General features: G+C 26.5%; 14 protein-coding genes. 1 reads left to right on the top strand and 13 read right to left on the bottom strand.

Going from position 1 to position 16,451, the window contains the following annotated elements:
• Positions 1–3: 3 nt before the first annotated feature.
• The 9 genes from B0174_RS02050 to yajC all read right to left on the bottom strand — a co-directional run bounded on the left by B0174_RS02050 (position 4) and on the right by yajC (position 10,630).
• Positions 4–2,127, bottom strand: coding sequence for a DEAD/DEAH box helicase (locus tag B0174_RS02050; protein ID WP_108557981.1), 2,124 nt, complete (start codon positions 2,125–2,127; stop codon positions 4–6).
• Positions 2,114–3,286, bottom strand: coding sequence for a bifunctional folylpolyglutamate synthase/dihydrofolate synthase (locus B0174_RS02045; RefSeq protein ID WP_108557980.1), 1,173 nt, complete (start codon positions 3,284–3,286; stop codon positions 2,114–2,116). Before B0174_RS02045 ends, B0174_RS02050 begins: the two co-directional genes overlap by 14 nt.
• The gene (gene lptE, locus B0174_RS02040; RefSeq protein WP_108557979.1) at positions 3,287–3,814 is read right to left on the bottom strand and encodes an LPS assembly lipoprotein LptE; all 528 of its coding nucleotides are present in this window, start codon (positions 3,812–3,814) and stop codon (positions 3,287–3,289) included.
• Between the two features lie 7 nt (positions 3,815–3,821).
• Positions 3,822–6,287 (bottom strand): leucine--tRNA ligase, encoded by a 2,466-nt coding sequence (gene leuS / locus B0174_RS02035; RefSeq protein ID WP_108557978.1) that lies wholly within the window; start codon positions 6,285–6,287, stop codon positions 3,822–3,824.
• On the bottom strand, positions 6,287–6,631 hold the full coding sequence (locus B0174_RS02030; RefSeq protein WP_108557977.1) for a DUF6394 family protein: 345 nt from the start codon (positions 6,629–6,631) through the stop codon (positions 6,287–6,289). Before B0174_RS02030 ends, leuS begins: the two co-directional genes overlap by 1 nt.
• Before the next feature lie 100 nt (positions 6,632–6,731).
• Entirely contained in the window at positions 6,732–7,232 is a 501-nt protein-coding gene (locus tag B0174_RS02025) for a hypothetical protein (protein WP_108557976.1), read from the bottom strand.
• Positions 7,233–7,747: 515 nt separating this feature from the next.
• Positions 7,748–8,716 carry a protein translocase subunit SecF gene (gene secF, locus B0174_RS02020; RefSeq protein WP_108557975.1) on the bottom strand — a complete coding sequence of 323 codons (969 nt, stop codon included), beginning with the start codon at positions 8,714–8,716 and terminating at the stop codon, positions 7,748–7,750.
• A complete protein-coding gene (secD, locus tag B0174_RS02015) occupies positions 8,716–10,281 on the bottom strand; it encodes a protein translocase subunit SecD (protein WP_108557974.1) in 1,566 nt (521 codons plus the stop codon). The genes secF and secD overlap by 1 nt, the downstream gene beginning before the upstream one ends.
• Positions 10,282–10,360: 79 nt before the next feature.
• Positions 10,361–10,630: a preprotein translocase subunit YajC gene (yajC, locus tag B0174_RS02010; RefSeq protein WP_407641244.1), complete on the bottom strand. Its 270-nt coding sequence runs from the start codon at positions 10,628–10,630 to the stop codon at positions 10,361–10,363.
• A 25-nt stretch (positions 10,631–10,655) separates the two neighbouring features.
• On the opposite strand from yajC, the gene B0174_RS02005 reads away from it, so the two are divergent.
• Positions 10,656–11,888, top strand: coding sequence for an apolipoprotein N-acyltransferase (locus B0174_RS02005; RefSeq protein ID WP_108557972.1), 1,233 nt, complete (start codon positions 10,656–10,658; stop codon positions 11,886–11,888).
• Between the two features lie 28 nt (positions 11,889–11,916).
• Here B0174_RS02005 and B0174_RS02000 read toward each other — a convergent pair whose 3' ends face one another.
• The 4 genes from B0174_RS02000 to B0174_RS01985 form a co-directional block, all read right to left on the bottom strand.
• Positions 11,917–13,698, bottom strand: a complete 1,782-nt coding sequence (locus B0174_RS02000; protein ID WP_228156394.1) for an Lnb N-terminal periplasmic domain-containing protein — start codon at positions 13,696–13,698, stop codon at positions 11,917–11,919.
• A gap of 4 nt (positions 13,699–13,702) precedes the next feature.
• Positions 13,703–14,140 (bottom strand): DUF3015 family protein, encoded by a 438-nt coding sequence (locus tag B0174_RS01995; RefSeq protein ID WP_108557970.1) that lies wholly within the window; start codon positions 14,138–14,140, stop codon positions 13,703–13,705.
• A 68-nt stretch (positions 14,141–14,208) separates the two neighbouring features.
• The gene (locus B0174_RS01990; protein ID WP_108557969.1) at positions 14,209–15,606 is read right to left on the bottom strand and encodes a CCA tRNA nucleotidyltransferase; all 1,398 of its coding nucleotides are present in this window, start codon (positions 15,604–15,606) and stop codon (positions 14,209–14,211) included.
• Positions 15,581–16,441: a mechanosensitive ion channel family protein gene (locus tag B0174_RS01985; protein ID WP_108557968.1), complete on the bottom strand. Its 861-nt coding sequence runs from the start codon at positions 16,439–16,441 to the stop codon at positions 15,581–15,583. Before B0174_RS01985 ends, B0174_RS01990 begins: the two co-directional genes overlap by 26 nt.
• Positions 16,442–16,451: the final 10 nt, after the last annotated feature.

Here is a 16,451-nt window from a genome sequence, read left to right as displayed (position 1 = left end):
AATTTATTTGTAATGCATTTGTTTGTATCCCTCAAGCCTTTTTTTATAAGCTGAGTTTAACATTGCATTTTTAGAATCTAAAAAATCAACAGCTAAACACTCTTGATTCCCTCGACCTATTCGTCCTAGATATTGAACAAGTCTTCCATAGTATGAAATTGGAGTTACAAACATAATCGTATTTAAATGTGGAAAATCTATTCCCTCACCAAAATAAGAAGTAGTTGCAATAATTAATGATTTTGTATTTACCAATGCCATATTAGAAACTTGTTCTTTTTTATTTAAACTTCCATGAACACAAACATAATCTAAATTCTCTTTTTGTAAGAGATTTTCTAAAATATTTATATGTTCTATTCTATCGGTTAAAACTAAAATTTTTCTTTGAATATTATCTTTTATAGCCTGTATTATTAAATTATTTCTATTTTCGTCTAAACACAACTCATTTATTATTGTTGCGTAGTTATCAGCTGTACTTTCAAAATCTGTTCTTATGATTTGAAGTTTGTTTGTGTGAGTTCTTTTTTTCTTATATTCATAAGAAATTTCGCCTAATTGTTGATATAAAATCGGTTGTAAATCATCTTTTCTATTTGGAGTTGCACTTAAACCTAAAATATATTTACCTTTGAAATTTTTGATTATTTGCTCAAAAGTAATAGCTGGAATATGATGACATTCATCAACTATCACAAAAGAATAATTATTTATTATTTCAGGAGAATTTTTTAGGCTTTGCATTGTTGCCACATCAATTATTCCATTTAATTTATTTTGACCTTTTCCTAAATATCCAATATCTTTTTTGTCATAACCAAAATAGTCCACAAACCTTTCAATCCACTGATTTAAAAGCATATTTTTATTTACAACAATTATAGTGGTAGTTGCTCTTTGTTCAAAAATCTTAGCACCTAAAAGTGTTTTTCCAAAACCAGGAGGTGCTACACAAATTGAAAAATCTGTTTTTTTTATCTCTTTTATTGCATCTTGCTGTTCAGGTCTTAATGTAAATGTAACTTTTTTAGTTTGAACTTCTTTGAAATTTCTTTTATCCAAAAATGTAAAATTAAGTGCATTTGAATTAAAAAAATCTACAATTTTCTCTTTTAAACCTCTAGGAAGCATCAAATATTTTTCATCTTCATCAAAAGATTTGATATATTTAGGAGTGTTATACAAAGGTTTTCTAAGATTTAAAAGAACTTTTATTTGGGGATTTTCAAAGGTTGCAAAAGATTTTAATTTATTCAAAAATGATTTTGATAAATTTAATGTTGGAATATAAATAAAATCATGTAAAATTATTTCCAAATTTTGCATAGGAAAACTAATCTTTTCAAAATCTTTTTCATAATTTACAGAATTAGAATTTTCATTAAAACTATAAACAATCTGCTTTGAAACTTTTTGAACACTATTTAATAATATCCACTGGTCTTCATAAATTTTATTTGTATTTACATCAATAAAAACAGTTTTATTTTTATCTCTTAGTTTTAAATGAAGTGGAAGTTCAATACTATTTCCCAAATTCTCTTTTGTTGCAAACTCTTTATTTGGGTAAATTTTTGCACTTATATTTGCTTTTTTTAATATAAATGAAGCAAAATTAAAGACAATTTTTGAGGGAAGTTCTTCTTGCAAAAAAATCCAAACAAAAACACCATTGTAAGAATTTAGTTCATAATAAGCATTTATATTTAAAGAATTTAGAGTTATTTGAAGTTTATATTTATCTTCATCTAAAATCTCAAAAACTATAAATTTAGAAATATTTTGTAAATTTATACAATAAGAGGCTAAAAAAATATTTCCTCTTAAATGCTCTTCAATATCTTTATTTGTCAAAGGAAGATAATCTTCACCTTGAAAAGTGGCAGTTACAGGATAAAAACCTTGTTTGTTTCCATCTTTACTAATCCATTTTTTTGCGTAAATATCAAAACGACCTACAAATAAAGATTTAAAAATTTCTATTTTTTCATTTTTTGTAAAATCTTTTTTTAGAACTACTTTTTCTTTTTCAAGTTTGATTTTCTCTTTTAAAAGCTCTATTTCATCTTCAATTTTATTTTTTTGAATATAAAGATTTTCTAGTTGTTTCTCATAAAAATTCATTGTAACCAATCAAAGATAAGAATTTTTCGACAACTAAAAATGAACCGAAAACCAAATATTCTTCATTTTCTTTTATATTAATTGTCTCTATATTTGTTATATTTAATTGTTTAATAACTTTTTCTAACTCATCTTTTTTTACAACTCTTTTATCATTTAGTTCAATTATCACAAGTTCTTTTATAATTGGTTTTAGAATTTTTAAAACCTCAGAATAATCTTTATCAGCATAAGAATTATATATTAAAGTTATCTTCTTATTTTCGAACTCTTTTGCAATTACAGTGGCAGCCAGTGGATTATGTCCCACATCAATAGTTATATTTGAAGCTATTTTTTGACATCTCCCAAAAAGTGGAACATCATCAAAGAGTTCTAAATTTATAGGAATTTTCAGTTCATTTAAACAAGTTATTACAAGATGCAAATTTCGTTTTAAATATGAAGCAAATTTATCATTTATAGCATATTTCTCAAAATCTTTTACTTCAATAATTTCTATATTTCTATTTCGTTGCTCTAAAATTTGTTCTTTTACTTTATAAGCTGTTTTTACAACTTCTGGAAAAACTTGACAACCAATAATCATTTTATTATCAACAGAACGCATTTTTGTAGCTGCTATTTCTTCTACTGTGTTCCCTAAAAAACTTTGATGATCAAGTCCAATAGTTGTAATTAATGAAATATTATTAGGAACCACATTTGTAGCATCAAATTCTCCACCAAGACCAGCTTCTAAAACTAAATAATCAAAATCTTTTGATAAATAAAAAGCTAACAAAGTTGTATATTCAAAATATGTTAATTTTTCTAGTAACTCTATTTCAAATAAATTTTGTAAAAACTGATGGGCTAATTCTAAATTTTCATCACTAACATCAAAACCATTTATCCAAATTCTTTCATTAAATTTTAGAATATGTGGTGAACTATAATGTAAAACTTTGAATTCTTTTTTATATAAATAATGAGCTAAAAATCTTCCAGTGCTTCCTTTGCCATTTGTTCCAACAATATGAATCACAAAAGGAAGTTTTATTTTTTTTGATAGTTTTTCCCAAGAAGATTTTACAATCGTAAAATCTATCTTGTCATAATAAAGAGTTTTATATTTCAAAAACTCTTCTAAGTTTGCTTTTTTAAAATCTACTAACATCTATTTTTTAAATGAAGCTACTGCAATTTTTGATAATACTTCCTCAACAGCTTTATCTGAAGCTTTTTGAATAGCATTATATCTTTGAGAGTCATTTATTGAAGTACCATTATCTATAGAGAAGTTATAATCTCCATCAACTGTAAATGATTTTCTTTTATTATCACTTTTCTTAAAATAAGAAACATTAATAACTACAACTGCTCTATATAGTTTATTATATCCTGCCTTGTCGTATTGTAAAGATTGCATACTAACACTATTTACAACAACATTCATAACAGTATCTGCTAATGATTCTTTATCCACAAGATCAGCATCTAATTTTTGTATTAATAACTTATTTATTTCATCTTTAATTAAAACAGAGTTTTGAGGATCTACTAAATCAATAGTAACTTTTAGAAATACTTTTCCTGAAATTTCTTCTTTTGCATAATAAGTTGCAGGTTTATATCCACATCCAAAGAATGAAATTGAAATAGTAAAAGTAAAAAGTACAAATAGCACTTTTTTTAAAATATTCATAATAGTGTTATCCTTTTATTACAAAGTTCACAAGTTTATTTGGAACAACTATCTCTTTAACTAATTCACTATTCCCTAACCATTTAGCAGCTGCTATTTTTGCAAGAGCTAAAACTTCTTCTTTTGAAGCATCAGGAGAGACTTCGATTTCACATCTTTTTTTACCATTTACAGTAACTGCTAAAATTATAGAATCAAAAGTGAAAACTTCTTCTTTTACAATAAGTTCTTTGTTAAAATTCTCAAGATTAAATAACTGTTTGGATAATTCCCAACAAGCATGAGGAATAATTGGTTCTAAAATATTAGTTAAAATATAATAACCCTCAACCCAAACAGCTTCATTTTTTTGAGCTTGTAATGCATTTAAAGCTTCCATACAAGAAGCAATTAAAGTATTAAAAGTATAAGTTTTATTAAATACTTCATTTGATTTAATTAAAGCATCGTAAACTTTTTTTCTAGCTTCTTTTTCATCTTTAGACAAAGATGAATGTTCAAGACTAGCAAAAGTTTCTAAACCACTTTTCGTAACATTAGCAGCTCTTTCATAGAATTTTTTAATAAATCTATATGCTCCATCAACAGCACTATCATTCCATTCAAGCTCTTTTGTAGGAGGTGCTGCAAACATCATAAATAATCTTGCAGTATCCGCACCATATTTTTCAACTATTGAATCAGGATCAACAACATTTCCTTTTGATTTAGACATTTTTGCCCCATCTTTTAAAACCATACCTTGAGTAAGTAATCTTTTAAATGGCTCTCTTGAATTTGTATAACCTAAATCGTTTAATACTTTTGTAAAAAATCTAGCATATAAAAGGTGTAAAATTGCATGTTCAATTCCACCAATATATTGATCAACATCCATCCAATAATCACTATCAGCTTTTGAAATACCAACTTCATTCCAAGATTTTGGATTTGTTGCATATCTTAAAAAATACCAAGATGATTGAACAAAAGTATCTAAAGTATCTGTTTCTCTAAGTGCTGGTTTGCCACATTTTGGACAAGCACAATGTTTCCATGTTGGGTGATTATCAAGTGGATTTCCCTCACCTGTAATTTCTACATCTTCTGGTAATGCAATAGGTAAATTTTCAGTTTTTTCAGGAACTAATCCACAAGTATCACAATGTACAAAAGGAATTGGCGCACCCCAATATCTTTGTCTTGAAACTCCCCAATCTCTTAGTTTAAAATTAACTTGTTTTGCACCTAAAGAGTTTTGCTCAAAATGATAAATAATTGCTTTTTTTGCTTTTATATTTGATAAACCTGTGAATCCTTCACTATCAATTAAAGTGCCTTCATTTGTATATGCTTCTATTTGTTTCGCAATTATTCCATCAGCTCCTACAATTACTTGTTTAATTGGTAAATCATATTTTTTAGCAAATTCAAAATCTCTTTGATCATGTGCTGGAACTGCCATAACAGCACCTCCACCATAAGATGCTAAAACAAAATTAGCCACCCAAACAGGAATTTTTGCACCAGTTAAAGGATGCATTACATCTATTTCTAAAGAAACACCCTCTTTATCTTGAGTTGCTCTATCTCTTTCTGTAATTTTTTGCATCTCTTTGATTGCTTTTATTTTATTATCAGGTAAAAGCTTATTCTCAAGTATATATTTTACAATTGGATGTTCAGGGGCTAAAGCTGAATATGAAACTCCATAAATAGTATCAGGTCTTGTTGTAAATACAGTATATTTAGAAAATTGTCTTTCAAGTTTTACTTTTGAATCTTTTGATAATTCAAATTTAAATTCTAAGCCTTCACTTCTTCCTATCCAATTTTCTTGCATAGTTAAAACTTGACTTGGCCAATCATTTTTTAATAATTCTAAATCATCAAGTAATTCTTGAGCATATTTTGTAATTCCTACATAATATCCTGGCATCTCTTTTTGTACAACTTCTGTTCCGCATCTCCAACAACAACCATCTTCTAATTGTTCATTTGCTAAAACTGTTAAATCGTGTGGACACCAGTTTACTGTTGCAGATTTTCTATAGATGATTCCTGCTTCATACATTTTTATAACGAACTCTTGTTCCCATTTTGTATAAAGTTCGTCACTTGTTGCAAATTCTCTTGTCTCACTAAAAGATAATCCTAAAGCTTTTAACTCATCTCTCATATAATCAATATTTTCGTAAGTCCATTTTTTTGGATGAAGTTTATGTTTTATTGCTGCATTTTCTGCTGGCATTCCAAAACTATCCCAACCAATTGGATGTAAAACATTAAAATTTGATTTTCTAAAATGTCTAGCAAAAGCATCTCCTAGACAATAGTTTCTTACATGTCCCATGTGAATTCTTCCACTTGGGTATGGAAACATACTTAAAATATATTTTTTTTCTTTTGTTTGATCATCACTTGGTTCAAAAGATTGGTTTTCACTCCAAAAATTTTGCCATTTCTTTTCAATCTCTTTTGAAATATATTCCATTAAAACTCATCCTTATTTTGACTTTTTGAACTTTCTATTAAAGCTAAAGCAATAGAAAACACATTAGCAACAACTGCACCAATTGCTAAAGAAATAGCTAAAGGTAAATCATTTGAAAATGTAAGTACCATAAATGCAGGAATTAAGTGTAAATCAGCAACCAACGAACTAGCTAATAATTCAGCAGCAAGTAGGTTTTTAACTCCAAGTTTTAATATTGTAGAGATTACATTAACCCCAGCTGCGATAAATAGTGCGATAGCATTTGGTTCATATAAGAAACCAGCAGTTGTAGTTAAAGACATTAGTGAAAAGAAAATATAGGTTACTTTACCCCAATCCATTTTTATCCTTTTATAATTTTTGCTTTTGTTAAGGCTTTTATTTTAGCTAAAAAATGATAAAAAATTCCTTTTTATGGTTCTTTGGAATATTTTAGATGTCTTATTTTCTTCTTGTGTTTTGTCTTATTGAGATGATTAATTGGTAGATTAAATATGCTATTGTAATTTTGTAAATTAATATTCCAAAGGTTAATTCTTTTTCAAAATTTGAATTCTTGAAAATTGCTAATTTTTCAAATGTTGTGTATTCAAAATTGATATTTTCTTTAAATAAAATATTTGAATTAAAAATCATGCCGTTTAAATCTATATTATTGAATTGACACTCATAAAAACTTATTTGAGAATAATTTTTATTTAATAATTCTTCAAAATTTTCTTTATATACACATGGAAATATAAAATTTGAAATTTTGATTGATTCTTTACTATCACTATCTATATAGCTACTAAATTCATTCCAAAAATTCATATTTTTAGAATCATCTTTTTCACAATGTAAAATACATTTATTTTCATTTTTTGTTATTTGAAATTCTTTTTCATCAAATTCTTTATTACAACTTTCATATTTACAAGTATATTTTTTTATTTCTTCCATAAATCTCTTTTATCGATTATTTCTTAGTAAGATTATACATTTCTTATTCTTTGAGGATTCTACTTTTCTTTTTAGTAAAGAAAAGTTAGCAAAAGAAAAGCGTTCGCAGGGATTCAAAATAGCTAAAAAATCTATATAAATTCTTTTTAACGCTATTTTGAAAATGCTCACCTCTTTTTTCTTGATATTTCTTTATTCAAAAAAAATTGATAAAAATTTAAAAGTATAGATGAGCAGGATTATAGTATCGATTTGTATTTTGAGGATCAGATTTATTGATTGATGAGCGTAAAGAAATTGCAACTGTTTGAGCGACAGCGAGTTTTGCAATTTTAGCGAAGATTGAAATAAATCCCTCAAAATACAATTTTCGATACGCTTTTCTTTTTGTTACTTTTTCTTTACTAAAAAGATAAAGTAAGAAGCATCACAACAAACAAATCCAAGAAATAAAAAAAGGGAAAGAGTAAAAAACTCTTTCCCTCATAAAAAACATGAAATTAAACTAACAATTTTTAAAGTGAACCTTGTTCAAACATAGCTCTATTTTTAGCTTTTTCTTTTTGAATTCTTATTTTCTCAACTTCTTTTGCACGATAATTAGCAATTGAGAATCTAAAATTAACTAAGAAAGATGAAGCAACAAAGATAGAAGAATATGTACCTACGATTACTCCAACTAACATAGTAAAGGCAAATCCATTTATTATTTCTCCACCAAATAAATAAAGAGTTAAAACTGTAAAAAGTACTGTTAATGATGTTAATGTAGTTCTTGGTAAAGTTCTACTAACTGATTCATCAATTAATTTCTCTAAATTATCTTCTTTTGTAGTTTGAATAACTTCTCTGATTCTATCAAAAATAATAATTGTATCATTTAATGAATACCCTAAAAGTGTCAAAATTGCTGCTAATATATCTAGATTTACTTCTACATTAAATAAAGAAACAGCACCAATTGCGATAATAACATCATGAATTAACGCAAGTAAAGAAACAAGTGCAAATTTCCAGTCAAATCTAAAAGATACATAAATAATAATTCCAACAAAAGCCAACAGTAGTGACATTAAACCTTTTTCAGCAAGTTCACCTCCAACTTTTGCTCCAACCATATCAACTCTTCTAATTTCAAAAGTACCAGTATTTGCTAAAGTTGTTTTTAGTTCTTCACCAATGTCACTACCTAAACTACTATTACTACCTGTAATTCTAATAATTATTTCTTGGTCACTTCCAAATTTAGTAATTGCTGCATTTGAGTGATTAGTATCTTTTAAAATATTTCTAATATCAGAAATTGGGGCTTCTTTATCATATTTTATTTGAATAACTGTTCCACCTGCAAAATCAATACCAAAATTTAATCCCTTAGTAAAAAGAGAAACTAGTGAAATAATTATTAATAATGCAGAAACTGCTGTAAGCGGTATTCTTTTTGCCATAAATCCATAAGTTTTATTTGTTTTGAAAATTTCCATTATTTAGCTCCAAACCACTTATTTGTATTTTTCGTATTAATACCCTTAGCTATTAATGCTTGATAAATTCCATGTGTTCCTAAAATTCCAGTTACCATTGAAGTTATAATACCAATAGATATTGTCACTGCAAATCCTTTTATAGGACCTGTTCCATAAACATATAAAACAACTGCAACTAATAAAGTTGTAACATTCGAGTCAACAATTGCTCTAATTGCATTTGAATATCCATCTTCTATTGCTTTTGGTATAGAGGCACCTTCTCTTAATATTTCTCTAATTCTTTCAATTATAATAATATTCGCATCAACTGCCATACCAATTGTTAGAAGAATTCCAGCCATTCCAGGAAGTGTTAAAGTAGCTCCAAACATTGCCATTATTGCAATAATTAAAAAAACATTTGCAATTAGTGCAACATTTGCAACAATTCCCGCACCTTTGTAATAAACAATCATAAATCCAAAAACTAATAAAAATCCTGATACTAAAGCTATTGATGAAGCTCTAATTGAATCAGCTCCCAAAGATGGTCCAACACTTCTTTTTTCAAGTAAAGTAACAGTTGCAGGTAATGCACCACTTCTTAAAGCAATCGCAACATTTCCAGCTTCAGCAACTGTAAAGCCACCTGAAATTTGTCCGCTTCCTCCACCAATTCGCTCTCGTATATTTGGTGCTGAATAAACTTTTCCATCCAAAACAACAGCTAATCTTTTCCCAATATTTTTAGAAGTAAATTCTCCAAAAATTCTAGCACCCGTTGAATTTAATGTAAAATTGATAATTGCTTGATTTCCTTGGTCAAAAGCAACTTGTGCATCAATTACTTGAGACCCATTTAAAATAGGAATCTCTTTTACAAGATATTTTAAATTTGGATTTTTTGTATCTTCAAGAATAACATCTCCATAAGAAGAAGCTTGAGAATTTGTCATATTATTAACTTGGTCATTTTTTTCTTCATCAATTGCCATTAATTCAAGGTTTGCAGGTTTTGAAATAAGCTCTCTCGCTGCTTTTTCATCTTCTGCTGTTTTAATTCCTGGTAATTCAACAACAATATCACTTTCACCTTGTCTTACAACATTAGGTTCAGACAATCCAAATTGATCAAGTCTATTTCTAATTGTTTCAACAGCTTGTGCAACTGCTAAATCTTTTGTTTTAATAATATCTTCTGGAGTTAATTTAATAGTATATTCTAAACCATTTTTTGTAATAGCAAGTCCTTTAATACCACTTAACATTGTATCAATTTTTACTATTTCATCTGCGTCTAATACACTAAATGAAACATTATCTTCATTTATTAATAAGCCATCGATTAACAACTCTTCATCATCTGAAAAATATTTTACTGTTGTAGCTATTGATTTGATTTTTGAACCAACTGCTTCGTGTGTATTAACACCTAAAAGCATATGCAATCCACCTTGTAAATCAAGTCCTAGTGCTATTTTTTTTCCTGTATTTGTTTGTAATAGAGATGGAATCGAGAAAACAACACCAAAAATAATACATAGTAGTAATATTATAAGTCTATAATTAAAGATTTTCAATTTTTTTCCTTAGTTTAGGTTTTAAATTTGAAGTAAATAAGATATGTAAAATTACATATCTTATAGATTTTGAAGAGAATTATTCTACTAAAAGTTTAGCAACAAACTCTTTGATAAGTTTCATTTCAGTATTATCACTGTTTTTAACTACAAAATAAGTATCTTCTACTTTTGCAACTTCTACAATTAAGCCACCATTTGTTACAATTTTGTCACCCTTTTTTAAATTAGCAACCATTTCTTTATGAGCTTTCGCTTGTTTTTGTTGTGGTCGAATAATCAAAAAGTAAAAAATTGCAAATAATGCAACTAGAGGTAGCAATGAGCTTATTAAATCTGTATTCATCAAATTCCCTTTTAAAAAGTAGTTTATTATGTTTTTACTAAAACGCGATTATTCTAACAAAAACTTCATAATAAAAGGCTTCATCAGCTCCATTTTATTAAGTTCTTTTATATATTTGAGTTATTTCAATATAGAAATCAAATTTTTAAATACAATCGTAGCACTATTCGCTTTGTATTTTTTATTAATTATTCCTAAAAAAGCCCTATTTATTAGTGGATTTATGACAGGGATTTTATGGTGTTGGTGGATGGCTGTTAGTTTACAATACTATGATTTGGTATATCTAACTCCTGTTATTTTAATCTGTATAGGAATTGTATTTGGATTAATTTTTTACTTTTTTGCTTTATTTGATAGATTAACCTTTAGAATATTGACTATTTTTGCTTTTACTTTTTTTGCTCCTTTTGGTTTTAATTGGATGAAATTTGAACTAATTTTTATTGATTCGTACATTGGTATTGATAAACTTAGTTTTATTTTGGTTCTAATTTCATTTTATTTTATTATAAAGTTAAAAAGATTCAAAATTTTGGGAATTATTCCTCTTTTGTTTGCTTTATCTTTTCCAAAAGGTCATTATATTCAAAATCCTAATGCTAAAATTTATATGCCACAAATGAATGTAAATCAAAGCCTAAGATGGGATAAACAATATAAACCAACCCTTGAACAACAAAACTTTGATGAAATAAATTATGCTATAAGTCAAAATAAAGATTTAGTAGTTTTACCTGAAACTGCATTTACAACTCCATTAAATAGAAATGAAATCTTATTTCAAAAATTAAAAGAATTATCTACGCAAATTGATATTATAACGGGTGCTATTTATATAGAAAATGACCAAATTTATAATGCTTCTTATCATTTTAGTAATGGCGTTGTACAAATTGCTAAAAAAGTTGTTTTAGTTCCTTTTGGAGAAGAGATTCCTTTTCCTAAATTTTTAGTTGATTTTATTAATAATATTTTCTATAAAGGTGCGCAAGATTATTCAAAAGCTAGTGAACCAACTGATTTTATGATAAAAGGTGAGAAATTTAGAAATGCAATTTGTTATGAAGCAACAACAGATAAAATATTTGAAAATTTAGGTGATACAGAATATATGATTGCAATATCAAATAATGCTTGGTTTACACCATCTATTGAGCCAACATTACAACATTTGTTACTTAAATATTACTCTAAAAAATATAATGTAAATATATATCATATTGTAAATGGAAGTCAAAATAGAATCTACCGACCATAAAAGATTAAAGAAAATTTTCTTTAATCTTTTAGAAATAATAAAAGATTCCAGCTTTTACTCTTTCTTTATCTTTTTCATATAAATCATCATTTATATATTTTATATTTAATGCAAGATTTCGATCTATTTTATAAGTTGTAAATATTTCAACTTCATTATTTTCAAGACTTTTATTATATTTATCATAAGAATATTTAATTCCTAGTTTTATATCCTTGAATTGATTTGTTATAAATCCAATAGAGGTTCCAAGAGAATACAATTGCTCACTATTTTTATAATAAAGATTTGAACCAACCATAGTATAAATAAAATTCTTTTCATTTCCAAAAGTAAGACCAGCTTCTGGTTTAATTTTCAAATAATCACTTTGGTCTTTAAAATGTTCATATCCTAAATCAATACCCCAAGAAAATGGTTTAAAAATCATATCTTGTTGAGCTAATGACTTTATCTTTAAAAGTGTAAATTTATCTAATTTAATATTTTCATCTTTTGTTTTTTTAATATTTAAATCAAAAAAATCAATATAAGCACCCTCTAAATAACCATCACTTATGTCATAAATATCCGTATAAACTGGTTTTAATCCCAATTCAAAACTATCAGTTGAATCATAAAAAAATGACACTTTAGCAGAATCATGTGAATCTAAAGGATTAAATGGAGTTTTTATATCATAAGAAGAAGCTTTAGAATAAGAACTTCTCTGTTTCAATAGTTGCAAATATTTATTTAAATACTCTTTTTTATCATATTCATTATTTGCTCTTTGGTATTGTAAATACAAAATTTTAAAATCTAAATAAGATATTTTATCATCAGTGCTTAATGAGTCATTTAAAGGTTCATTTTCATTTACAAAAGTTTTTAAATACTCTTTATCTTCTATTTTTTTTTCTAAGATATTTTTCATTTTTCCCATATTTGAATAACGAAACTTTGAATCTTTAATTAAATTATATGATTTTAATATTTTAATAGAATCAAGAGGAACTGTTTTAAAAGTAAAATAACTAACTAAATCCAAATCATTTCTTGCAACTTCCAATAACCACAAAATATTATAAGAACAATTTTCTTTAAAAAAGAAATAATCAGAGTAAGAATCTTTTAATTCAAAGGCATGTAAAACCAATCTATCTATTTGCTCTTGAGTTAAATCTAAATCATATTCCCAAATATCTCTTTGTTCTAAATTATTATATTCTTTGATTTTTTCATAATATGGCAAAATTGAATATCTTCCTTCATATTCTCCAAATAAACCTTTATAAGCAAAAATAAAACCATTTGTATCATCTGTTTTTGCAGCAAAATTTATCGCATTTGATATTAATGGTGTATCTTCATTTGAAGAAACTCTTAAAAAAGTATGTCCATACATTGAAGCTGGTGAATTTATATGAGCGGTAGGAAAAACCATTGTCACATATTTTGCATCAACAGAAGAAATATATTCATCCAATTCAGTACAAGGATAAGTAACAATATCTTTTTCCAAAGATGGAATATTTTCTTTTAACCACTTAACTCTTAATGGAAATCTACACAAAACATTATTTTGAGCATTTTCTAAAGAGTTTATAGTCTCAAATAACTCTTTTTTTAAGTCAGTTTTACCATCTTTTGATATAAAAAAGTTATCTGAATCTATTTCACTTTTACCATTTGTATAATGCAATAATTTTGACCAATATGGATTTTCATAAAGTTTGGTCTGTTCAATAAAAGAATCTGTGGTTGAAGAAGAAAAACAAAGAGTAGAAAATAGAAAAGTAAGTAAAAAATACTTACTTTTTCTATTCAAGAAATTACATATATTTAGCAATTGAATCAATAACAGTAGCTGAAGTTACATTTTCACTTGTATAAATAGTTGAAAAATTTGCTTGTAATTTAGCAGAAAATTCAGGTGTATTTTCTACATTCATAAGTTTTGCAACAGTTGATAAAGTTTCACCTTTTCCTGATGAAATATCCATTGCTAATTCATCCATATTTTCAGAAACAAATCTATTTAACTTATCATTTGATACGAAATTATTTGGTTTTGCACAATTTGATGTACCACTTGTTATACCAAAAGTTTGACTTCCTGAAGTTCCATTTGTAGTTGCAGCTAATACTTGAAGTGCCGTTGTACTTTGATTTTTGATGATAAGTGAACCTAATCCACAACCTGTATTTTCATTTGCATAAAGAGATGCTGTTAATCCAGCAACTGCTAATAATGTGATAATTTTTTTCATATTTTTCTCCTTTTAAATTTGAACATATTTTATTGTTTTTATTTAAAATTTAGCTTAAATAAATTACTTTAATATTTTTCAATAATTTTTTTTATAATTAATTCTTTTTCTAAATGAAAATCCAACTGTAAATCAAAAGCAAATTCTAGAATTTCTTTAAATTTATTACTTGGTTTAAACCCAAGATTTATTAAATCTCTTCCTTGAACTATTGGTCTTATAGGTTCATTATGAATATCTAACTCTTTCGCTTTTTCTAAAAGCCAAGAAGTTGCTTTTGGACATTTTTCTTTATCTTTTATTGTTCTTCCTAAACAATCAGCCAAACAAACTAAACATAAATCTTCAATATTTACTTTTAAAGAGAGTCTTTTTACAGCTTTTAAAGATGATTCTGTTTTATATAATTGAAAAGGAGCAAGATGATTTTTTACCAATGAACAAACTATTTCTATAAATTTTTTTTCATTTGTGAGTTTTGATAAAAAGCTAATTGTAGGTTCTATTCCTAAATTTTCATGTTTAAAAGAAGTTATTTTTCCATTTATCTCTTTTGTACAAAATGGTTTTCCTAAATCATGACAAAGAGTTGCATAAAATAGATAAAGTTTTTTATATTCATCTTCTATTTTTTCTTCTTTTAAAATTCTTGCCATTTCATCTAATGCCATCATCGTATGAATCCAAACATCACCCTCAGGATGATATTCAGGCTCTTGAATACAATCTATTAAAAGTTTTAACTCAGAAAAATATTTTAGAACTCCTAATTCTCTCATCAGTTCAAAAGCAATTGAGGGTTTTGATGATTTTAAAAAAAGTTTTTTGAACTCTTCATAAATTCTCTCTTTTGGTAAAAAATCTAACTCATTTTTAAACACTATTTGTTTACAAAGTTCTTTTGTTTTTTCTTCTATTTTAAAATCAAATCTACTAGCAAATCCAACAGCTCGATAAACTCTCAAAGAATCTTCAACAAAAGTTTTATCATTTATATGTTTTATTGTTCTGTTTTTTAAGTCTTTTATTCCATTAAAAGGGTCTAAAAACTCTTTTGTAGAAAAATCATATCCTATTGCATTTATTGTAAAATCTCTTCTTAAAGCTGCTTCTTTGAAGCTTAGATTTGCATTTGTTATTACTTCAAAATCTTGATGAGTATTTCCAACTTTTTTTTCAGTTCGTGGAAGTGCAAAATCAAAATCGTACTCATTTACTCTTAGAGTTAAAACTCCAAATGACTTTCCAACAAGTTTAACACAACCATATTTTTGTAAGCAATTTTGAATAATTTCAAGGGAGTTTATTCCAAAAATTTCAATATCATAATCTTTGATTGGAATATTTAAAAAGTGGTCACGAACACTTCCACCTACTAAAATTGGAGTTGCTCCAATTTTTTGTAGGGCTTTTAGAATCTCTTCTAAAATAGAAGGTAAATTAAATTTTGTTATAGTGATGCACATCTTGTTGAGGATAAGGAATAGAAATTCCTTCTTTATCAAATGTAATTTTGATATTTTCAGTTAAAGCAAATTTTACATCCCAATAATCAGGTGTATTAACCCAAACACGAACTACAAAATTTACAGAATAATCAGCAAGTTCAGAAACAGCAACGGTTGTTCCTTTATCAAGTAAAACTTTTTCATTTGATTTAATAATTGTATTTAAAACATCTTTTGCTTTTTTAATATCATCGTTATAACCAATTCCTACAACTAAATCTATTCTTCTCGTATCATTTGCATTTACATTAGTTATTGAACCTTTTGTAATTGCTCCATTTGGAACAATAATTTTTTGGTTATCACCTGTTAAAAAAATTGAATTAAAAATACCAACTTCTGTTATAGTTCCAGTAACTCCAGCTGCTGTTACTAAATCTCCAACTTTAAAAGGTTTGAATAAGATAATCATAACACCTGATGCAAAGTTTCCTAAAGAATCTTTTAATGCTAAACCAATAGCTAAACCAGCAGCTCCTAAAATCGCTAAAAATGAAGTTGTTTCAACTCCTAATTTTCCAAGAGCAGTTAAAAGAACAACAATCATTAAAGCGTAATAAACGATATTTTCTAAAAATCTAATAAGAGTTTCATCCATACCTTTTACTTTTCTTAATACTTTTCCTAGCAACGAAACGATTTTATGTACAGCCCATTTTCCAATAATAAAAACTAATAATGCCATTACTAAAGAAAATGCATAACCACTAACTATTTCTACAATATTATGTGGAATATAAGAAGTTATATCTTTTGTTATAACATCAATATTTTTTTCTAAATCTTTTTCCAAAGTTATCCTT

Origin of the sequence: Arcobacter caeni, assembly GCF_003063245.1 — a bacterium.
GTDB lineage: Bacteria > Campylobacterota > Campylobacteria > Campylobacterales > Arcobacteraceae > Aliarcobacter > Aliarcobacter caeni.
This window is presented reverse-complemented; position numbering and strand designations above follow the sequence as displayed.